Here is a 23,707-nt window from a genome sequence, read left to right as displayed (position 1 = left end):
ACAGGTCCTGGCAAGCCCCCCGACAGTCAGCCACCCAAAAGGAGTGTCATTCTCCAGATCAAACACGCATCCGCTCGATGACACGCCGCATCGACCCCTAGGATTCCCTTATCACCTCACTGGTCTCATTCGACAGGAACCCCATGAGCGACACTTCCCCCTACGGCTTCGAGCTTGTGCGGCGTGGGTACGACCGCGCTCAGGTGGACGAACGAATCTCCAAGCTCGTCTCCGACCGTGACAGTGCTCTCGCCCGCATCACCGCTCTGGAAAAGCGCATCGAGGAACTCCACCTCGAGACGCAGAACGCCCAGGCCCAGGTCAGCGACGCGGAGCCGTCGTATGCGGGTCTCGGCGCGCGCGTCGAGAAGATCCTCCGTCTCGCCGAGGAGGAAGCCAAGGACCTGCGCGAGGAGGCCCGCCGCGCCGCCGAGCAGCACCGTGAGCTCGCCGAGTCGGCGGCCCAGCAGGTGCGCAACGACGCAGAGTCGTTCGCTGCGGAACGCAAGGCCAAGGCCGAGGACGAGGGCGTCCGGATCGTCGACAAGGCCAAGAGCGACGCCTCGCAGCTGCGTTCCGAGGCGCAGAAGGACGCACAGTCCAAGCGTGAGGAGGCGGACGCCCTCTTCGAGGAGACCCGCGCCAAGGCCGCGCAGGCCGCCGCCGACTTCGAGACGAACCTCGCCAAGCGGCGTGAGCAGTCCGAGCGCGACCTGGCCTCCCGTCAGGCCAAGGCCGAGAAGCGACTGGCGGAGATCGAGCACCGGGCGGAGCAGCTGCGCCTGGAGGCCGAGAAGCTGCGTACGGACGCCGAGCGCCGCGCCCGCCAGACGGTGGAGACGGCCCAGCGCCAGGCCGAGGACATCGTGGCCGACGCAAACGCCAAGGCCGACCGTATCCGCTCGGAATCCGAGCGCGAGCTGGCGGCGCTGACGAACCGTCGCGACTCCATCAACGCCCAGCTCACGAACGTCCGCGAGATGCTCGCGACACTCACGGGCGCGGCGGTGGCCGCGGCGGGTTCGCCGGCCGAGGACGAGCCGATCTCCCGTGGGGTCCCGGCGCAGCAGTCCCGGTAACGCCTGACCGGTCGTGTACGACAGGGCCCGTACCCCTCGGGGTGCGGGCCCTGTCGTCCGCGGGCACCGGTCCCTTCCGCCGGGCGACCGGCTCGGGTGGCAGGCTCCGAACGCCCGTCTTACCGTGGCCGCATGATCGAGCTGGAGGGGCTGACCAAGCGGTACGGCGAGAAACTGGCGGTCGACGACCTCACGTTCACGGTCAGACCGGGCGTGGTCACGGGCTTCCTCGGGCCGAACGGCGCCGGGAAGTCGACCACCATGCGGATGGTGCTCGGGCTCGACCACCCCACCGCCGGCGACGTCCGTATCGACGGGATGCACTACGACCAGCTGAAGGACCCGCTGACCCGCATCGGCGCCCTGCTCGACGCGGGGGACGTGCACGGCGGGCGCAGCGCCTACAACCATCTGCTGTGTCTCGCGCAGAGCAACGGCATTCCCGCCGTCCGCGTCCACGAGGTCCTCGACACCGTCGGTCTGACCGCCGTGGCGGGCAAGAAGGCCAAGGGCTTCTCGCTCGGCATGGGCCAGCGTCTCGGTATCGCGGCCGCGCTCCTCGGCGACCCGGGCATCCTGATGTTCGACGAGCCGGCCAACGGCCTGGACCCCGAGGGCATCCACTGGATCCGCACCCTGATGAAGTCCCTGGCGGCGCAGGGCCGGACCGTGTTCGTCTCCAGTCATGTCATGAGCGAGATGGCGCTGACCGCCGAACATCTCGTGGTGATCGGCCAGGGCCGGCTGCTCGCCGACACCTCCATGGCCGACTTCATCCGGCAGAACTCCCGGACCTACGTCCGGATCCGCACCCCGCAGCGCGAGCGGCTGCTCGATGTGCTGCACGAAGGCGGCATCACGGTCGTCGAGTGCGGCAGCGGCGCCCTGGAGGCGGAGGGCGAGAAGGCGGAGCTGATCGGCGAACTGGCCGCCCGCCACCAGATCGTGCTGCATGAGCTGAGCCCCCGGCAGGCCTCGCTGGAGGAGGCGTTCATGCGGCTGACGGCACCGGCGGTGGAGTACCACGCGCACAGCGACCCGCCCGGCGGCTGGCCCCGGCAGGCGGCACGCGCCGGGTGGGGTGCCGGCCGGGGAAAGGCGGGGTGAGCCATGGCGGTGACGCAGGTCCTGCGCTCGGAGTGGACCAAGATCCGGTCGGTGGCGTCCACGGTGTGGACCCTGTCCCTGGCCCTGGTCGTCACCGTGGTCCTCGGCATGCTGATCTCGGCGCTGACCCGGAGCGAGTCCGACCGCACCTTCCCGGCCGACCGGCTCGCCTTCGACCCGACCTATGTGAGCTTCGCCGGGATGAGCCTCGGCCAGCTCGCGATGATCGTGTTCGGGGTGCTCGTCGTGTCGAACGAGTACAGCACCGGCATGATCCGCACCTCGCTGGCCGCCGTCCCCCGGCGCGGCACGTTCCTGTTCGGCAAGGTCGCGGTGGCGACCGCGCTCGCCCTCGTCGTCGGCATGGTCACCAGCTTCGCCGCCTTCTTCCTCGGGCAGGCGATGCTCGGCCCCTACCGGGCCTCGCTCGGCGAGCCCGGTGTGCTGCGCGCGGTCTTCGGCGGCGGGCTCTATATGACGCTCATCGCGGTGTTCTCGATGGGGGTCGCGGCGATGCTGCGCTCGCCGATGCTGTCGCTCGGCATCCTGATGCCGTTCTTCTTTCTGATCTCCACCGTCCTGGGGAGCGTCTCCGCGACGAAGAAGGTCGGCCGCTTCCTGCCCGACCAGGCCGGCAGCAGGATCCTTCAGGTCGTGCCGAGCCTCGGCGACGACACCCCCTACGGCCCCTGGGGCGGTCTCGGGATCATGGTGCTGTGGGTGGCCGCGGCGCTGGCCGGGGGATACGTCCTGCTGAGGAGACGCGACGCCTGAGCGTCAGGTCCGTCACACCACGGTGACCTGCGAGGTTTTACATTCTCTTGAGCGGAACCGTCAGCGCCCCGATATCCTCCTAACCCTTACGGGGGCAGTGTGGGCCCCGACGTCCTGAACCTTTTGATGGGTGCGGAGCATGATCGAGGCAGTCGGCCTGACGAAGCGCTACGGCGACAAGACGGCCGTGTACAACCTTTCCTTCCAGGTGAGGCCCGGTGCCGTCACCGGCTTCCTCGGGCCCAACGGCTCGGGCAAGTCGACGACCATGCGGATGATCCTCGGCCTGGACAACCCGACCGCGGGGCAGGTGACGATCGGCGGCTACCCGTACCGTCGGCTGCCGAACGCCGCCCGCCAGGTCGGCGCACTGCTCGACGCCAAGGCCGTGCACGGCGGCCGGTCCGCCCGCAACCACCTGCTCAGCCTCGCCCAGCTGTCCGGTATCCCGGCCCGCCGCGTCGACGAGGTGCTCGGCGTCGTCGGCCTCCAGGACGTGGCCAGGAGGCGGTCCAAGGGCTTCTCGCTCGGCATGGGCCAGCGTCTCGGCATCGCCGCCGCGCTCCTCGGCGACCCTCAGGTGCTGCTGTTCGACGAGCCGGTCAACGGCCTCGACCCCGAGGGCATCCTCTGGGTGCGCAATCTGATGAAGGCGCTCGCGGCGGAGGGCCGTACGGTCTTCGTCTCCTCCCATCTGATGAGTGAGATGGCACTCACCGCCGACCACCTGATCGTGATCGGACGCGGGCAGCTGCTCGCCGACATGAGCGTCAAGGACTTCATCTCGGCCAACTCCGCCGACTTCGCGCGGGTGCGCACGCCCGACACCGAGCCGCAGCAGCGCGAGAAGCTGACTTCCGCGCTCACCGAGGCGGGCGGCCATGTGCTGCCCGAGCAGGACGGAGCGCTGCGGATCACCGGGCTGCCGCTGCCGCGCATCAGCGACATCGCGCACGAAAGTGACGTACGCCTGTGGGAGCTGTCGCCGCACCAGGCATCGCTGGAAGAGGCGTACATGCGGATGACGCAGGCCGCGGTCGACTACCGCTCGACGATCGACCAGAAGGCCGGCCTGATGCAGCCGCTGCCGCCCGGCGTCCAGCCGCCGGTGCCGGTGCCGGGACAGGGCCAGCCGGGCTGGTACGCCCCGCCGTCGCCCCAGCAGGGCGGGCAGCCGTTCGCGCTGCCCGGCCAGCCGCCCGCGGGGCCCTACGGCGGCCCGGGCGCGCCCGTCGCGGACGGGCAGCCGAACCCCTACGCTGAGCCGTCCCCGCAGGACCAGGCACCGGCCCCGGCCGCCGCACCCGCCCCCACGGCTCCCGCGACGCCCGAGGCCTCCGCACCCCAGCCGCCGCCCGCGCAGCCGGCGGCGGCCGCTCCCCCGGCGCCCGCCTCTGCCCCTGCCTCTGCCCCCGCCTCTGCCCCTGCCTCTGCCCCCGCCTCTGCCCCTGCCGCCGACCTGACCAAGTCCGAGGACGCCCGATGAGCACGCCCCAGACCCCGATGCCGCAGGCCCCGCCCGCCTGGCAGACGGCCTCCGGCTCCGCGTATCCCACCTACACCTCGCCGATTCCCGTGGTGCGCACCAACCTCGGGCACACCATCTCCTCGGAGTGGACGAAGATCAGGTCGGTGCGCTCCACGATGTGGACGCTGGGCGTGTTCGTCCTGCTCGTCGTCGGCATCGGTCTGCTGGTCGCCGCGCTGGTGGCCGCCAACTCCCGGACGGGCGAGCTGAGCGGGCAGAACCCGCTGTCCTTCGGCGTCTTCGGGCTGCTGCTGGGCAGCATGTGCCTCATCACGCTCGGCGTGCTGACCACGGCCTCGGAGTACGGCACCGGCATGATCCGCACCACGATGGTCGCCTGCCCCTCCCGTGGGCGGGTGCTGGCCGCGAAGGCGGTGGTGTTCTTCGCGGTCGCCTTCACCGTCAGCCTGGTCTCCGTCGGCCTCGTCGCCTTCGCCGATGTGGCCCTGCTCGACGGCGCCCGGACGCCCTCCGGCGGCGAGTGGCTGAAGGGCACGCTCGGGATCTCGCTCTACCTTGCGCTGCTCGGCATGCTCTCGCTCGCCATGGGCTCGGTCATCCGGCACTCGGCGGGCGCCATCACCATCATGATCGGCCTTGTGCTGGCCCCGCTGGTCATCGCGCTGTTCATGTTCTCGGACTCGCTCGACAGCGTGCGCAAGGCCCTGTTCGAGTACTCGATCCCGAATCAGCTCAGCGTCTTCTACTCCAACTCCCTGACCTCGTCGGGCCCGTCCGGCTGGGACCCGCTGTGGATCATGGCGGGGGTGACCGCCGTCGCCTTCGCGGGCGCCTATCTGCTGCTGGAGCAGCGGGACGTGTAGTCAGTCCTCAGTACCTCGGCGCGTTACGGGACCGCTGCACCCGCGTGGTGCGGCGGTCCTTCGCGTTCCAGCAGGCCCGGTGCCAGTGCCGGCGGTCGTCCACGCCCGCGTGCTCGGGCCAGGCCACCACATGCGGGACGCCGGAGGGGATCACCTGGTCGCAGCCCGGGCAGCGGTAGGTCTTGCCCTCGGCCGCGGCGCCCGCCACGTGGCGCACGCTCCACTCCTCGCCGCGCCAGCTCTCGGTGCTCTGCCGGCCGCCGTAGCGGGGCTGCTCGTCGTCCTCCGCGCTCCGGCCGGACGAGCCTGAGCCCTTGGGACGGTTACGACGCGGCGACACGGAACACCTCACGGAGTCATCGGGGAGCAGGGGCCGCATCCAGCCTACGCGGGCTCTGCGGGGGTACGCGTGCGTATCCAACCCTGACAGAACCCCCTCCCACGGGCCGATTCTGCAGACAATCCGCAAATCTCTCCGTGAGGCCGTGACTTCGGCACATGTCAGGCAGTTATGCCGGGTGGGGGAGCTCCGTGTCGGAGCCAGGAAAGCAGGAAATGCCATGCACGTAGGAAGTTTTGTACTGGCCGCCCAGTTTCCGGGCCAGGGACAGGGGGAGGCACTGCACCGTGCGGTGCGGTCGGCCGAAGTGGCCGAGGAGGCGGGCCTCGACGCGGTGTGGCTGGCCGAGCACCACTTCGTGCCGTACGGCACATGCCCCTCCGCGATCACCCTGGCGGCCCTCCTGCTGGGCCGCACCCGACGGATCCGGGTCGGTACGGCGGTCAGCGTTCTGCCCACATCCCACCCGGTGGCGCTCGGCGAGCAGGCCGCGCTGCTGCACCTCACCACGGGCGGGCGCTTCTCCCTCGGGGTGGGGCGCGGCGGCCCCTGGGTGGACCTGGAGGTGTTCGGTGCGGGGCTGCGGGCGTACGAGACGGACTTCCCCGAATCACTCGATCTGCTGGTGCGCTGGCTGCGCGAACCGTCCGTCTCCGCCGTGGGGGAACGATTCACCTTCCGTGAAGTCCCGGTCGTCCCACGCCCGTCCGAGTCGCTCACCGACACCGAGGGTCCCGAGGTCGTCGTCGCCTGCACCTCACCCGCGAGTGTGAGGCTGGCGGCCGAGCGGGGGCTGCCGATGCTCCTCGGGATGCATGTCGGGGACGAGGAGAAGGCGGACATGGTGGCGCTGTGGCGGAGTTGCGCCCGCGCGGCCGGGATCGACGGGGACGCCATCGCCCGGGCCGGTCATGTCTCGGCCGGCGTCTGCCAGATCGCCGACCGCCGCACCGACGCGGTCGAGACGCTGACGAAGGCGATGCCAGGCTGGCTGAAACAGGGTCTCGACGCTCATGTGACGGTCGACGGCCGGGCCCGGAGCATGCGGGACCCGCTGGCGTACACCGAACTGCTCTGCGGACTGCACCCGGTGGGCACGCCTCGACTGTGCGCCGACCGTCTGACGGCGACCTCCGAGCGGACGGGCATCAACCGCTTCGCCCTGCTGCTCGAAGGCTCCGGGGACCTCGCGGCGACGGAGGAGAACGTGCGCAGGCTGGGTGCCGAGGTGCTGCCTCAGCTCCGCTGAGAGCTTCGTGTCCACGGCTTTGGGCCCACCGGGCCGGGCCCGTCACCCGGGCCCGGCGGGAGCTTGCCGCTCCGGTACAGATGCACCTCCCGCGTACCGAGCGGCAAGCCTTACGGCTTCATGTGGCTCAGCAGTCGCGCAGTTCCGGCGACTGGTTGAGCAGTTGATTGCGGACCGAGGTGAAGCGAGCCAACGTGTCGTCCACTGAGGAGTCCAGCGGGAACACCGCCACCCGGTGGCAGTTCTGGAAGGCCAGGCGCACTCCGAAGTGCCGCTGCAGGGCGCCGCGTATCGCGTCACTCGCAAGCGCACGCAGCAGCTGTCCACGTGCCTGCTCGTCCGGCGGGGGCGTCTGGTTGTCGGCGAACTCGCCGCCGTCCACCTTCAGCTGGGCCACCAGGGAGCTGATCATCTCCCACGCATAGGGCAGGGAGGTCCGGACGCAGTCGACGAAATCGGCTTCGTCGACCTCGCCTCGCTCGGCCTGTTCGAGCAGGGCCGGTGAGACGTCGAGCGACATGGGTACTCCTCTCGCACCCCGAGACAACAGGGGTTTACGGACAGGGAAGGGAGTTCGCACTATCGAACACGCTACGTACACACTGCGCGACCTCCCGTTTACTACGGTAAGCAACGGACGGTGACCGCACCAGGAGAATGCACACAGAGCCGACTCTCATTAGGCACACAACCAGCCATTGGCGAACGGGGGCATCCCGGGTGAAACGGAGGATGCGGGGAGTCCGGTCCGCAGGGGGACCGAGGAGGGCGAATCGCGTCGGGGCGGTGAGGTCGAGTAGCGTTGCCGACCATGCGTCTCGTCATTGCCCGGTGCTCAGTCGACTACGCGGGTCGGCTCACCGCCCACCTCCCCTCCGCACCCCGTCTGATCCTGGTGAAGGCGGACGGCAGCGTCTCGATCCACGCGGACGACCGGGCCTACAAGCCCCTCAACTGGATGTCGCCGCCCTGCACGCTCAAGGAGGGGACGGGCGACGAGGAAGGCGTCTGGACCGTCATCAACAAGACGGGCGAAAAACTGATCATCACGATGGAGGAAATCCTCCATGACTCCTCGCACGAACTGGGCGTGGACCCCGGCCTGATCAAGGACGGCGTGGAAGCGCATCTGCAGGAGCTGCTCGCCGACCGCATCGAGACCCTCGGCGAGGGCTACACGCTCATCCGCCGCGAGTACATGACGGCGATCGGCCCGGTGGACATCCTGTGCCGGGACGCCGAGGGCGGGACCGTCGCGGTCGAGATCAAGCGGCGCGGCGAGATCGACGGGGTGGAGCAGCTCACGCGCTACCTGGAACTCCTGAACCGCGACCCGCACCTCGCGCCGGTCCGCGGCGTCTTCGCGGCCCAGGAGATCAAGCCCCAGGCCCGCGTGCTCGCGACGGACCGCGGCATCAACTGCGCGATCCTGGACTACGACGCGATGCGGGGCATCGAGGACGACAAACTGCGGCTGTTCTGAGCCTGCTGTTCCGGATCCGGCGGCCTACGCGGCCGGGGCCGAACCCGTTCCACACGGGCTCGGCCCCGGCCGTCGGACTTCTGGGGCAGCGGTCAGGCGAGCCGCGCCGACCCGGAGGGACCGGAGGACGCGGGGGCGGATGTGCCCGCGGTGCTGCTGGGCGTCGGGCCGCTCGCCGAGATGCTGGACGTCGGCGTCATCGTGCCGCCGGTCGTCCCACCTGTGGTGCCGCCGTCGGTGCCTCCCGTGGTGCCGCCGGTCGTCCCACCCGTCGTACCGCCGTCAGTGCCGCCGGTCGTCCCACCCGTCGTACCGCCGTCAGTGCCGCCGGTCGTCCCACCCGTCGTACCGCCGGTCGTGCCACCGCTGGTCCCGCCCGTGGTGCCGCCGGTCGTACCGCCGTTGGTACCGCCGGTCGTCCCACCCGTAGTGCCGCCCGTGGTGCCCCCGCTGGTCCCGCCCGTGGTGCCGCCGGTCGTACCGCCGCCGTGCGACGCGCTGGACGACCCCGACGGCCTGGGCGACTTGGACGTGCCCGAGGACGTGCCGCCGTCGGACGGCGGGCCGCTGTGCGGCGACTGGGTGCTCCCCGGCGGTGTCGGGTCGTCCGAGGTGCCGAGGAGGCCGTCCTTGCCGGGGTCGGTCGGGCGGCTCGCGACGCCCACGCCGCCCGAGTCACCGCCGCCCGCCTTGTCCGCGCCGATGCTGTCGTCGTTCGGGCCCTGGCTCGCCGAGGGGCCCACGCGGACGTTTCCGGACGGGGTGTCGCTGTGGTTGTCGGTCATGCCGAGGGTCACCACGGTGCCGAGCACGGCGACCAGGGCCGCCCCCGCGCCCGCGGCGACCAGATTACGCCGGGTGCCCTGCACCACACCGCGAAGGCCACCGGACCGGGGCGCAGGCGCGGTCGTCGCCTGGTATGTGATGAGCGTCGCCGTGTCCCCGGTCGGCGCGGCCGGACCGAAGGCGGTCGGAACACCACCGGGCGGGGAGGCCGGGCCCTCCTGTCGCGCGTCCGGCGCCTCCTCGCTCGCGGCGATGCCGGGGGCGAGCGGCGCCGTGTCCGCGCGGTCGGAGACCAGGGCGAGGGCACGCCGTCCGGCGATCGTGCCGCGCTTGTCGGCGAGGGCGCCGCGCAGTCCGATGGACGCCTCGAGTTCGGCGCGGGCCCGGTCGACCTGCCCCGCGCAGAGCGCGAGTATGCCCAACTCATGCTGGAAGTAGGACTGTTCGCCGACCGAACCGGCGAGCCGGGACGCCTCCGCGCCGAAGCGCAGCGCCCGCTCCCAGGCCCCCCAGTCGAGCCCCGCGGCGAACGCGGGCGCCGCCTGACGGGCCAGCCGCACGGCGGGGATCTCCTCCTCGTCCTCTCCGGGCGAGGTCGCGTTCCCCGCCTGCTCGGGGGATATCGGCCCCCGGGAGGCGAGCGGCACCAGGACGGTCAGCGCGGCCAGCAGGGCGTCGGCCTCGGCCACGACCCGCGCCGGGGTGACGGAGGGGTGTCCGGCCCACCAGGAGTAGTGCTGGGCGGCCTTGAGCGCGTACTCCTCCGCCCCGGTCGCGTACCCGGCGGCCTCCAGCTGGGCGGTCACCCCGGCCGCGAGACGGTAGCGGGAGCCGGCCTGGGAGACCAGCGCGCAGTCGGCCAGCTCGGCGAGCGCCGCATCCGCGTGGGTGTCGTCCACGAGGGCCGGCAGATGCGTCTGGTGGGGCACCTCACCGCCCAGCGCGACCGCGAACTTGAGCGTCTCGCGCGCCGACGCGCTCAGCCGGGAGGCGAGCAGCGGCGCGGCCGCCGCGGCCTCGGCGAGCGACGGCAGGGGTGCCTCGGGACCCTCGGCGGCGTCGCGGGGCGCGGGGCCGCCGGGCTGTTCGGGGACGTTCCGGAAGACGCCGAACTCGTCGACGGCGTCCTCCTCGGCCCGCTGCCGGTCCCGCTGCCGCAGCAGCGCCCCGGCCTGCATGAAGCGCAGCGGCAGTCCCTCGGACTCGAACCACAGGTCGCCCGCCCAGTTGGCCTCCTCCTCGGTGAGGTCGCGGCCGACGGCGCGCTCCAGGAGTTCCAGGCTGCCGGGGCGGTCGAGTCCGCCGAGGAAGACCTCCTCCACGCGCGAGTCGGCCGAGGGCGCGGGCACCTCGGGTGTGGCGGCGAGCAGGAAGGCGCACTCGGGTGTCGCGTCGAGCAGTTCGTCGAGCGCACTGCCGCCGAACTCCAGGTCGTCCAGGACGACCACGGCGCCGATGTCCTGGAGGTACCGCGTCAGCTCCTCCCGGCCCGGACGGACCAGGGGCGCGTCGTAGACGGCGGCGAAGAGTTCGTACAGCAGGTCGCTCGTGGTGCGCCGGCAGCCGGTCAGGCGGATCACGCCGTCGGGGGCGAGGTCCGTGCAGTCCTCCGCGACGAGGTCCAGGAGCGCGGTGCGGCCGGATCCGGACGGCCCGGTGAGCCGGACCGAGCGGCCGCGCGCGAGGAGCCGTACCAGCCGCTCCCGCTCCTCCTGACGCTTCAGCAGGGGCGGCTGCGGCCGGGCCGGGCCGGGCGGTACCGGCGGCTTCGCGGCGCGGGCCCTCTCGGCCCGCTCGGCGGCGGTGTACCCGGCCGGCGGCTCGGGCCGCTGCCCGGGCGGGCACACCTCTATCTCGCTGCCGTCGACGGGGTTGACGGTGACCAGGAAGTCACCCGCCACGAGCTGTACTGTGCGGGCGAGTGCCGGTGTCGGCTGTACGAAGTCGGCTGTCACGGGGTCCCGTGGCGGGCGCTGGCGCGGTGTGGCATGGGCGCCGTCGTGGCCGTACTCCTCGGGTCCCGGCTGGTTCGGGTCCATAGGTCCAAGCCCCCCAAAAGCGTCGTGTGCTGAGCCCCTCCCGGCCTTGCCGCACACTGCGCTGTCGCTTCTGGTCCGGTGCCCGTACGAGGGATGCGGGCGGCGGGCAGCCGAACCCTAAACCTTCGCACAGTATCTCTGACAAGCCGGGGTGCCGCGCCGTCCGAGACATCACAGTCTCGTGAGGATTGCGCGCGACGTGCGTTTCGTCGGTGTTCGCTCCCGTGACGCCGCGCGCCGGGCACTCACACCCCGGGGAGCGACTCCACGCCGATACCGCCCTCGATGGCCAGGATCCGGTGCAACCGGGTGGCCACCAGCAGGCGCTGCATCTGCGGCGGGACGGCACGCAGCACCAGCCGCCGGCCGCATCGCCCGGCCCGCCGGTGGACCCCCATGATCACCCCGAGGCCCGTGGCGTCCCAGGAGTCCAGTTCGGACAGGTCGAGCACCAGGTCGCCGATCCCGTCGTCGACGGCCGAGTGCAGGACCGTACGGGCGTCCGCCGCGCTGCGGACGTCGAGGCGGCCCCCGACGACCAGCTCGGCGTGGTCGCCCCTGATGTGCATATGCGCTCCCCGAGAGTGCGTCGCCCGTACTCCGTGTTGTGGTTGTGCTTGTGCAACTTCTGACTGCGCCGAGCGCCATCAGGTTGCCGTCTGTAAGCGAACCGATACCGAATGCACTCGATGAGGTGATACCTCAGGAGTACGTGCGGATTCAGTACGTGTAGAAGCCCTGCCCGGTCTTGCGCCCGAAGTCACCGGCGTCAACCATCCGGCGCATCAGCTCCGGCGGAGCGAACTTCTCGTCCTGGGACTCGGTGTAGATGTTGCTCGTGGCGTGCAGCAGGATGTCGACGCCCGTGAGGTCGGCCGTGGCCAGCGGTCCCATGGCGTGGCCGAAGCCCAGCTTGCAGGCGAGGTCGATGTCCTCGGCGGTGGCCACGCCGGACTCGTACAGCTTGGTCGCCTCGACGACCAGCGCCGAGATGAGACGGGTCGTCACAAAGCCCGCGACATCGCGGTTGACGACGATGCAGGTCTTGCCGACGGACTCGGCGAACTCGCGCGCGGTGGCCAGGGTCCGGTCGCTGGTCTTGTAGCCGCGGACCAGTTCGACGAGCTGCATCATCGGCACCGGGGAGAAGAAGTGCACACCGACGACCCGCTCCGGGTGCTCGGTGGCCGCCGCGATCTTGGTGATCGGGATGGCGGAGGTGTTGGACGCCAGCACGGCGTCCTCGCGTACGAGCTTGTCGAGCGTCCGGAAGATCTCGTGCTTGACTTCCAGCTTCTCGAAGACGGCCTCGACGACGATGTCCGCGTCGGCGGCGGCGTCCAGATCGGTGGTCGTCGTGATGCGGGCGAGCGCCGCGTCCGCGTCGTGCGCCTCCAGCTTGCCCTTGCTCACGAACTTGTCGTAGGAGGCCTTGATGGCGTCCGTGCCGCGCGTCAGTGCCTCGTCCGTGACGTCACGCAGGACGACGTCCCAACCGGCCTGGGCCGATACCTGGGCAATGCCGGATCCCATGAGTCCGGCTCCGATGACGGCAAGCTTCCGTGCCACTGTGCGACTCCCCTGACGCGCTGTCCGTATAAGGCTCTCGGCCGGACCCTAGCGCTCTGAAGGCGCTGTGTGACCGGTTAGTAACGCGCGTCACGTCTCACATGACGGACTTCACACCGGCACGAATCATTCCGCCGCCGGACGGCGTACGTGAGCCCTGCGCGCCCTGTGGCGGGACGTCCCCGACCGGTGCGCCCGGGTGCTCCGACCGGCGGTGACGACGGGCATATGGGTGTTCCGCCCGGCCGTGGTCTCACTACGCTGGTCGCATGGTCAATCTGACGCGCATCTACACGCGGACCGGCGACAAGGGCACCACTCATCTCGGGGACATGAGCCGGGTACCGAAGACCGATCTGCGCATCGCCGCCTACGCGGACGCCAACGAGGCGAACGCGGTCATCGGCACCGCGGTCGCGCTGGGCGGCCTCGACGCGGAGGTCGTCAAGGTCCTCACCCGTGTCCAGAACGACCTGTTCGACGTGGGCGCGGACCTGTCGACGCCGGTCACGGAGAACCCGGAGTTCCCGCCCCTGAGGGTCGAACAATTCTATGTCGACCGGCTGGAGTCGGACTGCGACCGCTTCCTCGCCGAACTGGAGAAGCTGCGCTCGTTCATCCTGCCCGGCGGCACCCCGGGCGCGGCCCTGCTGCACCAGGCCTGCACGGTCGTGCGGCGGGCGGAGCGCTCCACCTGGGCCGCGCTGGAGGTCCATGCCGAGGTGATGAACCCGCTCACCGCGACCTATCTCAACCGGCTGTCGGACCTGCTGTTCATTCTGGCCCGCTACGCCAACAAGGAGACCGGGGACGTGCTGTGGGTCCCGGGCGGGGAGCGCTGACCGGCGCCCGCCGACAGGGGCACACCGGCCGGTGCCCCCATCGGGCGTAGGCGCGCACCGGCCGGCGTATCCCCCGCTCAGCGGTCGCCGTCGCCCTGTGCGGCGTCCTGGTCCGCCGCGGTGAGCGCCGACTGCGCGGCGTCCACCTTCTTCTGCATGTCCTGCACCGTGCCCTGCCCGGTGTCCGCGGAACCGGAAGGCGTGGTGGACGAGGCGGGCGGGGCAGCCGTGCCGTGATTCTGTGCGCAGCCCGCGGTGAGGCCCACGAGCAGGACCACCGCGGGGGCCGCGAGCCGCAGCATCCGGCGTCCCCGCATCAGCTCGCCGCCTTTCCGTTCCCGTGGGCCGAGCACCAGCTCTTGACCCCCGCGAGATCCTTCTGCCGCTGCTCCAGCGTCGGCACCAGGGACTTGCGGAAGTCCAGCCGGTGCTGGAGATAGGTGGCGATCTCGGTGTGGCCCGCCTTGTTCGCGTTGTCCACGCGCTGCTGGAGCCGCGCGACCGACCCGCGGACGCGCGCGTCCCCGTCGAGCCGCTTGAGCGCCCGCTCGATCCGCCGGTCGATCTTCGGCACCCGCTTGCACAGCGCCTGCGCCCCGTCGCCGGTCGGCGCGGGCGCGGTCGGGGCGGAAGCAGCCGGGGTGGCGGCCACCGCCGCCCCGGTCCCGCTCACCAGCAGTGCGGCCGTGGCGAGCCCCGCGAGCAGGGTGCGCTGCCGTCGTCGTACGTTCATCGTCGCCTCCGTTCCCGGACGGGCCTGTCGTCCGTCCGTCGCAGCGGAGGCTATGAAGCGTCTTTGTGGGAACTCTGTGACCGGTTTGCCCCGGCTGTTCCGATCAGCCAGTCGCGTCGCTCGGGCAGGGCCCCGCCCGCCCTCGGCAGCCGTACCTCGAACCGCGCCCCGACGCCGTCCGGCCCGTCTGTCACCGTGACACTCCCCCGGTGCAGGGCCGTCTGCTGGGCGACCAGGGTCAGGCCGAGACCGGAGCCCGCGCTGTCCGGTCCCCGTCGGAACCGTTCGAAGATCCACCCGCGGGCCCCGGGCGGAATGCCGGGCCCCTGGTCGTCCACCGTGATCACGGCCTCGGCGCCGTTCCCGGCCACCCCGACGGCCACGGTCGCCCGCCCCTGCGGATCCCGTCCGTGCGCCAGCGCGTTGACGAGCAGATTGTCCAGCAGCAGCCGCAGTCCGGGCTCCCAGCCGGGCACGGTGAGCCCCGGCTCGGCCCGCAGCGTGACGCGGGCCCCGGGAGCGCGGCGCCGGGCCTCGGCGACCGCCGCGTCCGCTGTCTCCGCCACGTCCACGGTCCCGAACGCCTCCGCCTCCACCAGATCGCCGCGCCCCAGTTCCCGCAGCATCATCAGCAGACCGAGGAGGCGGGCGTGCTCGCTGCGCAGATCGGCGAGGACCTCCGTGCGGTCGGGCTCGGGCAGGGCGGGATGGTCGGTGAGGATGTCCAGGTTGGTACCCAGGCTCATCAGCGGGGTGCGCAGTTCGTGCGAGGCGGCGGCGGAGAAGGAGCGGGCGGTCTCCAGGGCCTCGGCGGTGCGGGCGGCCTGTTCGTCGTAGCGGGCGAGGACCGTCCGCAGGGTGGCCGCGAGGTCGTCGACCTCCCGCACGCCGGTCGGCTCGTGGTCCAGCCGGGCGGCGCTGGTCCGCGGGTCGAGGCCCGCGGCGCGGCGGCCGAGACGGCGCAGCGGGCCGGTGGCACCGGTGGCGACGCCCCAGGCGAGCAGGCCGGACAGCGGGGCGGCGAGCAGGGCGGTCAGGACCACCCGGCGCCGCACGAGCCGGAGTTGGGTGCGGTCGGCCGTGTCGGGCCGGAACACCCAGAGGGTGCCGGTGGCGCGGGGGCCCCGGATCGGCACGGCCAGGGCCCGCCAGCTGTGCCCGGCGTCCCGCACGGTGACCGGTCCGGCGGACCGCGCGGGCAGGGCGACCGAGGCATCGGGCTGGGGCCCGCCGCTGAAGGCCGCCGTGGATCCGACGACACGGACGCCGACGTCGAGCGCGGCGCTGTAGAGCTGTCGTTCCCTGGTGTCGGCCGCGCGGGGCCGGCCGGCGGCGGCCGCCCGGAGCAGGGAGCGCGCGTCCGGGGCCACGGCGGCGGCCCGCTGGCGCAGATGCTCGTCCTCCTCGTGGCGCAGGTCCTGCGCGACCAGCCGCAGCAGCAGCCAGCCGGAGGCGAGCACGAGCAGCGGGACGGTGAGTCCCACGGCCAGTCCGATGCGGGTGGACAGTCTCATGACGGCTCCCCCCGCAGGACGAAGCCCACCCCTCGCACGGTGTGCACGAGCCGTGTGCCGCCGTCCGCCTCCAGCTTGCGCCGCAGATAGCTGACGAAGGTGTCGACGGCGTCGGTGCGCACATCGAAGTCGTAGCCCCACACCCGGTCCAGGAGCTGGTCCCGGGTGAGGACCAGGCCCGCGTTGCGGGCGAGCGCCTCCAGGAGTTCGAACTCACGCCGGGTCAGCTCCAGTGGCCGGCCGGCCCGTTCGGCGGTGCGCGCCGCCGGGTCGATCACCAGGTCCGCGACCCGCAGCAGCGCACGGCCGGCCGGCGGTCTGCGGCGCAGCAGCGCGTGCAGCCGCAGCACGAGTTCCTGGAGGGCGAACGGCTTGACCAGGTAGTCGTCGCCACCCGCCTGGAGGCCGGCGATACGGTCGGCGGTCTCGTCGAGCGCGGAGAGCATGAGGACGGGCAGGTCCTGGCCTTCGTCGCGGAGCCGGGTGCACACCTCGATGCCGCTCATGCCGGGCATCGACACGTCGAGGACGAGCACGTCGGGCGGGGCGTCGCCGATCGCGGCGAGCGCCTCGGCCCCGCTGCCGGCGGTGCGGACCGCGAAGCCGCTCAGCCGCAGCCCGCGTTCCAGGGAACGCCGGATGGCCGCGTCGTCGTCCACGACCAGGACGCCCCCAAGGCGTGCCGGATGGCTCATGCGCCCCTCCTCATCGTCCGGACAGGGTACGACCCTCCTCCGAACGGGTGGCATCGGCGGCCGGTGCCTTCTTGGGCCAGAGCAGATACGACAGGGCGATCAGCCCATGGATGGCGGTGATCCGCAGCGCCGTCCACTGCCAGGACCTCAGCGGGCCGACGGCGTCCGGGTCGCCCACGTACCAGACCGCCGCCTGGAGCAGGGCGGCGGCCACCGCCGCGGCCAGCAGGGTGCGCAGCCACAGCCGGCCCTCGTACCGGGCGCGCGCCGTCCCGTGGCGGGGCGGTTTCGGCGGGCGCGGGGCACCGGCCAGGCGGTGTGCGGCGTGGCCGTCCAGCCGACGGATCGTGTGATGGCCGTACGCCACGGTGAAGCCGATGTACAGCGCCGCGAGGCCGTGCTCCCAGCCTGGCTCGGCGCCGTTCTTCAGATCGACGGCCGTCGCCACGAACAGCACGACCTCCAGCAGCGGTTCGCCCAGCAGCAGCGCCACGCTCGTACGGCGCCACCTGAGCAGATAACGGACGGCCAGGCCGGCCGCCAGCAGCACCCAGAACCCGGCCTCGCACGCCACGATCAACCCGACGACCACGGTTCGCTCCTCTCGATCCCCGTTCCTTCCAGGCTCCCGGCGGTTCGTGGCCGGGGCGTCGTCGGTGGTGACGAGGTGCGGGTACATCGAAAGATGCAGTCGAGGACCCTCCCGGGGACGCACGCGCACGGTCCGGGCGCCCTGTTGGATGGAGTCATGGCCCCGCGACTCCCCCGCCCCCACCGTGACGATGTGCGTATCGCGGTGGGCGGACTGCTCGGCGGACTGCTGTTGTGGGCCGTCGGGCTCAGCCCGCGCGGGATCTCCGACCCGGTGGTGCTGTGGCCGGCGCGATGGGTGCTGCTGGTGCCGCTCGTCGTCACGGCCGGCTGCGAACTGCTGCGCCGCACCCGCCCGAAGGCCGCCCTGCTGATCGGCACGGCCGCGGCGTGCGTCGACACGGTGACCCGGGGAAACGTGGCCACCGTCGTGATGTTCACGGATCTGATGTACGCGGCCGTCCTCTACGGCACCCAGGCCTCCGCCCGGCGGCTGCCCTGGATCACGGGGCTGCTCACGGTGATCGGCGGGGTCCTGCCGCTGGCCCTGTGGCGCGACCCGCGGGGGCTGCTGATCGGCGTGGGGGTCGGGGTGGTCACCCTCGCGCCCGCCGCCACCGGCTGGGTGGTACGCGACCACCGCGACGCCGCCGAGGCGGCCCGGCTGCGCGCCGAACAGACCGCGCTGCTCGCCGAGATGGACCGCGCCCAGGCGGTGGTCGACGAACGGGCGCGGGTGGCCAGGGAGTTGCACGACATGGTCGCCAACCATCTCTCCGCGATCGCCATCCACTCCACGGCGGCGCTCTCCCTCGACGACCCGGAGACCTCCCGGGACGCGCTCGGCGTCATCCGGGAGAACAGCGTGGCGGGTCTCGCCGAGATGCGGCAGCTGATCGGCATCCTGCGCGCGGACGACCGGGCGCCGGCCGCGACCCCCACCCTCGACGGGCTCGGCGCCATGGTGGAGAACGCGCGCACCAACGGGCTCGACGTGACGCTCGACGCGCGGTGCGGGCAGGTGCCCGCGCCGGTGGAGCTGGCCGCGTACCGGATCGTGCAGGAGTCGCTGACCAACGCCCTCAAGCACGCCGGCCCGGGCCGCGTCACGGTATACCTCGCCCAGGACGACGATGCCCTCGCCGTCCGGGTGACCAGTCCCTGCGGCCGGCCGGACGGGCCGCGCGCGCCCGGGTCCGGGTCCGGGCTCGTCGGAATGCGGGAGCGGGCCGCGCTGCTCGGCGGTACGTTCGACGCCGGTCCGGACGGCGCGCTGTGGGCCGTGCGCGCCGTCCTGCCCCTCACCCAAGGAGACCCCTCGTGATCCGTGTGCTCGTCGCCGAGGACCAGTCCGCCGTACGCGCCGGGCTGGTGCTCATCCTGCGCGGTGCGCCCGGTGTCGAGGTGGTCGGGGAGGCGGCGGACGGCGAGGAGGCGGTGGCGCTCGCCCGGGAGCTGCGGCCGGATCTGGTGCTGATGGATGTGCAGATGCCGCGTCTGGACGGGGTGTCGGCGACCCGGCAGGTGGTCGGCGAGGGGCTCGCCGACGTCCTGGTGCTGACGACCTTCGACCTCGACGCGTATGTGTTCGGGGCGCTGCGGGCCGGAGCCTCCGGGTTCCTGCTGAAGAACGCGGAGGCCGCGGATCTGGTGGAGGCGGTCCGTACGGTGGCGCGCGGGGAGGGGCTGATCGCGCCGGCCGTGACCCGCCGGCTGATCGCGGAGTTCGCCGCGGGGCCGGTGCGGGAACCGCGGGCCGACGCTGCCGTGGTGGACGCGCTCACCCGTCGCGAGCGGGAGGTGCTGTCGTGTCTGGGCGAGGGGCTGTCGAACGCGGAGATCGCGGCCCGGCTCGACATGGCGGAAGCCACCGTGAAGACCCATGTGAGCCGGCTCCTCCACAAGCTCCGGTTGCGTAGCCGGGTCCAAGCGGCCGTCCTCGCCCAGGAGTTGGGGATCTAGGCCCTGTCGTCAAACTCCCGCCTGCGCACTGGTCCAGACCTATTGACCTATGGTCCAGACCTTTCTATTCTCGCCGCACCGTGGGCTGGAGGCTCAGTCATGCCCACGACTCCCGCTGTGGCGCCCCTGCGGCGCACATCGACATAGGGAGGCGCGCATGCGCTTCAGACACCGAGCCGCGGCAGGGTTCGCCACCCTGTTGCTCCCGCTGGCCGGACTGGTCGGCCTCGCAAGCCCCGCCCCGGCCGCGGCGGACGCCGCGTCGGCCACCGCCACCTACGCCAAGACCCAGGACTGGGGCACCGGCTTCGAGGGCAAGTGGACCGTCAAGAACACCGGGACCGCCACGATCAGCGCATGGACGATCGAGTGGGACTTCCCCTCCGGCACGTCCGTGACCTCCGCCTGGGACGCGGACGTCACCAGCTCCGGCACTCACTGGACCGCCAAGAACAAGTCCTACAACGGCACCCTCGCCCCGGGCGCCTCCGTCTCCTTCGGCTTCAACGGCGCGGGCTCCGGCGCCCCCGCCAACTGCAAGCTGAACGGCGGAAGTTGTGACGGCGGCACCCTCCCCGGCGACAACCCGCCCTCCGCACCGGGCACCCCCACCGCGTCCGGCGTCACCGATACCTCCGTGAAACTGTCGTGGGCGGCGGCCACGGACGACAAGGGCGTCAAGAACTACGACGTGCTGCGCGACGGCGCCAAGGTCGCCACCGTGACGACGACCTCGTACACGGACACCGGTCTGACCGCCGGCACCGACTACGCGTACACCGTCCAGGCCCGGGACACCGCCGACCAGACCGGCCCGGTCAGCGGCGCGGTCTCCGTGCACACCACCGGCGGCGGCACCAACCCGCCCCCGACGAACGGCTCCGCGGTCAAGCTCGGCTACTTCACCGAGTGGGGCATCTACGGCCGCAACTACAACGTCAAGAACCTGGTGACCTCCGGTTCCGCCGCGAAGATCACCCACATCAACTACGCCTTCGGCAACGTCACCGGCGGCAAGTGCGCGATCGGCGACTCCTACGCCGACTACGACAAGGCGTTCACCGCCGACCAGTCCGTCAGCGGCGTCGCCGACACCTGGGACCAGCCCCTGCGCGGCAACTTCAACCAGCTGCGCGAGCTGAAGGCGAAGTACCCGAACCTCAAGGTGCTGTGGTCCTTCGGCGGCTGGACCTGGTCCGGCGGCTTCGCGGACGCCGCCAAGGACCCGGCGGGCTTCGCCCAGTCCTGCTACGACCTCGTGCACGACCCGCGCTGGGCCGATGTCTTCGACGGCATCGACATCGACTGGGAGTACCCGAACGCCTGCGGCCTGTCCTGTGACACCAGCGGGGCCGCGGCCTTCAAGAACGTGATGGCCGCGCTGCGCGCCAAGTTCGGCTCCTCCGCCCTGGTCACCGCGGCGGTCACCGCCGACGGCTCCTCCGGCGGCAAGATCGAGGCGGCCGACTACGCCGGGGCGTCGCAGTACATCAACTGGTACAACGTGATGACGTACGACTTCTTCGGCGCCTGGGACGCCCAGGGCCCCACGGCCCCGCACTCCCCGCTCACCTCGTACAGCGGGATCCCGCACGCCGGCTTCACCACGGCCGACGCGATCGCCAAGTACAAGGCGAGCGGCGTGCCCGCCGCCAAGCTCCTGGTCGGCATCGGCTTCTACGGCCGCGGCTGGACCGGCGTCACCCAGGACGCCCCGGGCGGCACGGCCACGGGCCCGGCGGCCGGCACCTATGAGCAGGGCATCGAGGACTACAAGGTGCTCAAGACGTCCTGCCCCGCCACCGGCACCGTCGCCGGTACGGCGTACGCGCACTGCGGCAGCAACTGGTGGTCCTACGACACCCCGGCCACCATCGGCTCCAAGATGGCGTGGGCCAAGTCCCAGGGCCTGGGCGGCGCCTTCTTCTGGGAGTTCAGCGGTGACACCGGCAACGGTGAGCTGGTGAGCGCCCTGAGCAACGGCCTGTCGTAACCCTTCTCGAAGGGGTCAGGCCACATTGATGTGCCCCCGGACTCCGTCCGGGGGCACCCCCGCTCAACGGGTGAACGCGGCTACGCCACGTTCACCCGTTGGCCGGGAGGTGCCGCTTCCAGCCAGGCCAGGAACCCGGTCAGCGCGTCCTCGCTCATCGCCAGTTCGAGACGGATCCCCCGATGGTGGCAGGCGAGGATCACCGCGTCGGAGAGCAGCGCCAGCTCCTCCTCGCCCTCCGGGGCACGCCGGCCGGCCACCTCGATCGCCGAGCGCTCCAGCACCCGGCGCGGGCGCGGCGCGTAGGAGAAGACCCGGAACCATTCGACGCGGTCGCCGTTGTAGCGGGCGATGCCGTAGCCCCAGCCCTTGCCGCTGGTGTCCGTTTCCTCCGGGACGTTCCACCGCAGGCTGCAGTCGAAGGTGCCGCCGGAGCGCTGGATGATGCGGCGCCTGAGGCCGAAGACGAACAGCCCCACCACCACGACTGCCACGACCAATCCGCACGCGCTCAGAGCGAGGACCATCGACACCGACCTCCTCGTCTCCTAGGTAACGGAACGGAAAAAACGCCCGGATTCGCCTCAGCCGCGGCTGGGTCCGGATCGCTCCGGTCCCAGCCGCGGCTGAGTCATGTCTTTGCACAGCGTGCTGTGTCAGTGCGACGACACCGCACGCAGTCGGACCTCCGCGCGGCGCTCGGCGGAGGCGTCCGCCTCCGTCTTCGCCCGCTCCAGGGCCCGCTCCGCGCGCTGGACATCGATCTCGTCCGACAGCTCGGCGATCTCGGCCAGCAGGGACAGCTTGTTGTCCGCGAACGAGATGAAACCGCCGTGCACCGCGGCGACGACCGTTCCACCATCACTCGTACGGATGGTCACCGGGCCCGACTCCAGCACACCGAGCAGCGGCTGGTGACCGGGCATGACGCCGATGTCGCCGGACGTGGTGCGCGCGACGACCAGGGTGGCCTCGCCGGACCAGACCTGGCGGTCGGCGGCGACCAGCTCGACGTGCAGCTCAGCAGCCAAGAGAGGCTCCTCGGGTCACCACCCGGCGGGACTGCCGGGTGTTGGGATGAATTCTAGTAGGCGTACGGAGGGGGACGGGACGCGGCCCGGGGTCCGGGTCGGTCTCGTCCCCCTCTGTCACGAGCACGGGGTCAGGAGACGCCCAGCTCCTTCGCGTTCTTCTTCAGGTCGTCGATACCGCCGCACATGAAGAACGCCTGCTCCGGGAAGTGGTCGTACTCGCCGTCGCAGATCGCGTTGAACGCCGCGATCGACTCCTCGAGCGGCACGTCCGAGCCGTCCACGCCGGTGAACTGCTTGGCGACGTGGGTGTTCTGGGACAGGAAGCGCTCCACCCGACGGGCACGGTGGACGACGAGCTTGTCCTCCTCGCCCAGCTCGTCGATACCGAGGATCGCGATGATGTCCTGGAGGTCCTTGTACTTCTGCAGGATCGTCTTGACGCGCATGGCGGCGTCGTAGTGGTCCTGCGCGATGTAGCGCGGGTCCAGGATCCGGGACGTGGAGTCCAGCGGGTCCACGGCCGGGTAGATGCCCTTCTCCGAGATCGGACGGGACAGAACCGTCGTCGCGTCGAGGTGGGCGAAGGTGGTGGCCGGGGCCGGGTCGGTCAGGTCGTCGGCGGGGACGTAGATCGCCTGCATCGAGGTGATCGAGTGACCGCGGGTCGAGGTGATGCGCTCCTGGAGGAGACCCATCTCGTCGGCCAGGTTCGGCTGGTAACCCACCGCGGACGGCATACGGCCGAGCAGCGTGGAGACCTCGGAGCCGGCCTGCGTGAAGCGGAAGATGTTGTCGATGAAGAACAGCACGTCCTGCTTCTGGACGTCGCGGAAGTACTCCGCCATCGTCAGGCCCGCGAGGGCCACGCGCAGACGGGTGCCCGGGGGCTCGTCCATCTGGCCGAAGACCAGGGCGGTCTTGTCGATGACGCCCGAGTCGGACATCTCCTCGATCAGGTCGTTGCCCTCACGGGTGCGCTCGCCGACACCGGCGAACACGGAGACACCGTCGTGGTTGTTGGCGACACGGTAGATCATCTCCTGGATGAGCACCGTCTTGCCGACGCCGGCACCGCCGAACAGACCGATCTTGCCGCCCTTGACGTACGGGGTCAGCAGGTCGATGACCTTGACACCGGTCTCGAACATCTCGGTCTTGGACTCGAGCTGGTCGAAGTTCGGGGCCTTGCGGTGGATGGACCAGCGCTCGCCCTCGTACTTCTCGTCCGAGTTCAGGACGTCACCGATGGTGTTGAACACCTTGCCCTTGGTGAAGTCGCCGACCGGGACGGTGATGCCCGTGCCGGTGTCGGTGACCGGGGACTGGCGGACCAGACCGTCGGTGGGCTGCATCGAGATCGCGCGGACCAGGCCGTCACCCAGGTGCTGGGCGACCTCCAGGGTCAGCGTCTTCTTCTGGCCGGCGTTGGCCGGGTCGGCCACGTCGACGTGAAGGGCGTTGTACATGTCCGGCATCGCGTCGACGGGGAACTCCACGTCGACGACCGGGCCGATGACCCGCGCGACGCGGCCCGTCGCCGTGGCCGTCTCAACAGTGGTGGTCAT

The 23,707-nt window shown here is 71.4% G+C and carries 24 protein-coding genes; 11 read left to right on the top strand and 13 right to left on the bottom strand.

Going from position 1 to position 23,707, the window contains the following annotated elements:
* The first annotated feature begins 143 nt into the window (after nucleotides 1-143).
* From AB0L95_RS11060 to AB0L95_RS11040, 5 genes are all read left to right on the top strand, one after another.
* Nucleotides 144-1,079 (top strand): cellulose-binding protein, encoded by a 936-nt coding sequence (locus tag AB0L95_RS11060; protein ID WP_365160282.1) that lies wholly within the window; start codon nucleotides 144-146, stop codon nucleotides 1,077-1,079.
* A gap of 132 nt (nucleotides 1,080-1,211) precedes the next feature.
* Nucleotides 1,212-2,186 (top strand): ATP-binding cassette domain-containing protein, encoded by a 975-nt coding sequence (locus AB0L95_RS11055; RefSeq protein WP_365160279.1) that lies wholly within the window; start codon nucleotides 1,212-1,214, stop codon nucleotides 2,184-2,186.
* A 3-nt stretch (nucleotides 2,187-2,189) separates the two neighbouring features.
* A complete protein-coding gene (locus AB0L95_RS11050; protein ID WP_365160276.1) occupies nucleotides 2,190-2,960 on the top strand; it encodes an ABC transporter permease in 771 nt (256 codons plus the stop codon).
* Nucleotides 2,961-3,099: 139 nt separating this feature from the next.
* Nucleotides 3,100-4,446: an ABC transporter ATP-binding protein gene (locus tag AB0L95_RS11045; RefSeq protein WP_365160273.1), complete on the top strand. Its 1,347-nt coding sequence runs from the start codon at nucleotides 3,100-3,102 to the stop codon at nucleotides 4,444-4,446.
* Nucleotides 4,443-5,312, top strand: a complete 870-nt coding sequence (locus tag AB0L95_RS11040; protein WP_365160270.1) for an ABC transporter permease subunit — start codon at nucleotides 4,443-4,445, stop codon at nucleotides 5,310-5,312. Before AB0L95_RS11045 ends, AB0L95_RS11040 begins: the two co-directional genes overlap by 4 nt.
* Before the next feature lie 7 nt (nucleotides 5,313-5,319).
* Here AB0L95_RS11040 and AB0L95_RS11035 read toward each other — a convergent pair whose 3' ends face one another.
* Nucleotides 5,320-5,652: an ATP/GTP-binding protein gene (locus AB0L95_RS11035; RefSeq protein WP_365160267.1), complete on the bottom strand. Its 333-nt coding sequence runs from the start codon at nucleotides 5,650-5,652 to the stop codon at nucleotides 5,320-5,322.
* Between the two features lie 220 nt (nucleotides 5,653-5,872).
* On the opposite strand from AB0L95_RS11035, the gene AB0L95_RS11030 reads away from it, so the two are divergent.
* A complete protein-coding gene (locus AB0L95_RS11030; RefSeq protein ID WP_365160264.1) occupies nucleotides 5,873-6,901 on the top strand; it encodes an LLM class flavin-dependent oxidoreductase in 1,029 nt (342 codons plus the stop codon).
* Between the two features lie 127 nt (nucleotides 6,902-7,028).
* Here AB0L95_RS11030 and AB0L95_RS11025 read toward each other — a convergent pair whose 3' ends face one another.
* On the bottom strand, nucleotides 7,029-7,421 hold the full coding sequence (locus AB0L95_RS11025) for an SCO5389 family protein (RefSeq protein ID WP_059130027.1): 393 nt from the start codon (nucleotides 7,419-7,421) through the stop codon (nucleotides 7,029-7,031).
* Between the two features lie 291 nt (nucleotides 7,422-7,712).
* Here AB0L95_RS11025 and nucS point away from each other — a divergent pair, with 291 nt between their 5' ends.
* Nucleotides 7,713-8,384, top strand: a complete 672-nt coding sequence (gene nucS / locus AB0L95_RS11020; RefSeq protein WP_365160260.1) for an endonuclease NucS — start codon at nucleotides 7,713-7,715, stop codon at nucleotides 8,382-8,384.
* 92 nt (nucleotides 8,385-8,476) lie between these two features.
* Here nucS and AB0L95_RS11015 read toward each other — a convergent pair whose 3' ends face one another.
* The 3 genes from AB0L95_RS11015 to AB0L95_RS11005 all read right to left on the bottom strand — a co-directional run bounded on the left by AB0L95_RS11015 (nucleotide 8,477) and on the right by AB0L95_RS11005 (nucleotide 12,778).
* The gene (locus AB0L95_RS11015) at nucleotides 8,477-11,209 is read right to left on the bottom strand and encodes an ATP-binding protein (RefSeq protein ID WP_365160257.1); all 2,733 of its coding nucleotides are present in this window, start codon (nucleotides 11,207-11,209) and stop codon (nucleotides 8,477-8,479) included.
* Between the two features lie 245 nt (nucleotides 11,210-11,454).
* Complete coding sequence (locus AB0L95_RS11010; RefSeq protein ID WP_311697334.1) at nucleotides 11,455-11,778, bottom strand: STAS domain-containing protein; 324 nt, start codon at nucleotides 11,776-11,778, stop codon at nucleotides 11,455-11,457.
* A gap of 151 nt (nucleotides 11,779-11,929) precedes the next feature.
* A complete protein-coding gene (locus AB0L95_RS11005) occupies nucleotides 11,930-12,778 on the bottom strand; it encodes a 3-hydroxyacyl-CoA dehydrogenase family protein (RefSeq protein WP_365160253.1) in 849 nt (282 codons plus the stop codon).
* 269 nt (nucleotides 12,779-13,047) lie between these two features.
* Between AB0L95_RS11005 and AB0L95_RS11000 the strand changes: the two genes are divergently transcribed.
* Entirely contained in the window at nucleotides 13,048-13,620 is a 573-nt protein-coding gene (locus AB0L95_RS11000; RefSeq protein WP_365160250.1) for a cob(I)yrinic acid a,c-diamide adenosyltransferase, read from the top strand.
* Between the two features lie 77 nt (nucleotides 13,621-13,697).
* On the opposite strand, the gene AB0L95_RS10995 is transcribed toward AB0L95_RS11000, so the two are convergent.
* From AB0L95_RS10995 to AB0L95_RS10975, 5 genes are read right to left on the bottom strand one after another with little or no spacing between them, the layout of a single operon-like run.
* On the bottom strand, nucleotides 13,698-13,937 hold the full coding sequence (locus AB0L95_RS10995) for a hypothetical protein (RefSeq protein ID WP_365160247.1): 240 nt from the start codon (nucleotides 13,935-13,937) through the stop codon (nucleotides 13,698-13,700).
* Nucleotides 13,937-14,353 (bottom strand): hypothetical protein, encoded by a 417-nt coding sequence (locus tag AB0L95_RS10990; RefSeq protein WP_365160244.1) that lies wholly within the window; start codon nucleotides 14,351-14,353, stop codon nucleotides 13,937-13,939. The genes AB0L95_RS10995 and AB0L95_RS10990 overlap by 1 nt, the downstream gene beginning before the upstream one ends.
* Nucleotides 14,354-14,403: 50 nt before the next feature.
* Nucleotides 14,404-15,867 carry a HAMP domain-containing sensor histidine kinase gene (locus AB0L95_RS10985; protein WP_365160241.1) on the bottom strand — a complete coding sequence of 488 codons (1,464 nt, stop codon included), beginning with the start codon at nucleotides 15,865-15,867 and terminating at the stop codon, nucleotides 14,404-14,406.
* Nucleotides 15,864-16,562: a response regulator transcription factor gene (locus AB0L95_RS10980; protein WP_365160238.1), complete on the bottom strand. Its 699-nt coding sequence runs from the start codon at nucleotides 16,560-16,562 to the stop codon at nucleotides 15,864-15,866. Before AB0L95_RS10980 ends, AB0L95_RS10985 begins: the two co-directional genes overlap by 4 nt.
* Before the next feature lie 10 nt (nucleotides 16,563-16,572).
* A complete protein-coding gene (locus AB0L95_RS10975; protein ID WP_365160235.1) occupies nucleotides 16,573-17,154 on the bottom strand; it encodes a hypothetical protein in 582 nt (193 codons plus the stop codon).
* 156 nt (nucleotides 17,155-17,310) lie between these two features.
* Between AB0L95_RS10975 and AB0L95_RS10970 the strand changes: the two genes are divergently transcribed.
* The 3 genes from AB0L95_RS10970 to AB0L95_RS10960 all read left to right on the top strand — a co-directional run bounded on the left by AB0L95_RS10970 (nucleotide 17,311) and on the right by AB0L95_RS10960 (nucleotide 21,108).
* Entirely contained in the window at nucleotides 17,311-18,477 is a 1,167-nt protein-coding gene (locus tag AB0L95_RS10970) for a histidine kinase (protein WP_365160232.1), read from the top strand.
* Nucleotides 18,474-19,115: a response regulator transcription factor gene (locus AB0L95_RS10965; protein WP_365160229.1), complete on the top strand. Its 642-nt coding sequence runs from the start codon at nucleotides 18,474-18,476 to the stop codon at nucleotides 19,113-19,115. The genes AB0L95_RS10970 and AB0L95_RS10965 overlap by 4 nt, the downstream gene beginning before the upstream one ends.
* Before the next feature lie 157 nt (nucleotides 19,116-19,272).
* A complete protein-coding gene (locus AB0L95_RS10960; protein WP_365160226.1) occupies nucleotides 19,273-21,108 on the top strand; it encodes a glycoside hydrolase family 18 chitinase in 1,836 nt (611 codons plus the stop codon).
* A gap of 80 nt (nucleotides 21,109-21,188) precedes the next feature.
* Here the strand turns inward: AB0L95_RS10960 and AB0L95_RS10955 are convergent, their stop codons facing one another.
* The 3 genes from AB0L95_RS10955 to atpD form a co-directional block, all read right to left on the bottom strand.
* Nucleotides 21,189-21,635, bottom strand: coding sequence for a DUF2550 domain-containing protein (locus tag AB0L95_RS10955; RefSeq protein WP_365160223.1), 447 nt, complete (start codon nucleotides 21,633-21,635; stop codon nucleotides 21,189-21,191).
* 129 nt (nucleotides 21,636-21,764) lie between these two features.
* A complete protein-coding gene (locus AB0L95_RS10950; RefSeq protein WP_365160220.1) occupies nucleotides 21,765-22,139 on the bottom strand; it encodes a F0F1 ATP synthase subunit epsilon in 375 nt (124 codons plus the stop codon).
* A 131-nt stretch (nucleotides 22,140-22,270) separates the two neighbouring features.
* Entirely contained in the window at nucleotides 22,271-23,707 is a 1,437-nt protein-coding gene (gene atpD, locus AB0L95_RS10945; RefSeq protein ID WP_365160217.1) for a F0F1 ATP synthase subunit beta, read from the bottom strand.

The organism is Streptomyces sp. NPDC052036, assembly GCF_040680495.1.
GTDB lineage: Bacteria > Actinomycetota > Actinomycetes > Streptomycetales > Streptomycetaceae > Streptomyces.
The sequence above is the reverse complement of the archived record's forward strand: the minus strand, read 5'-3'. Positions and strand labels throughout refer to the sequence as shown.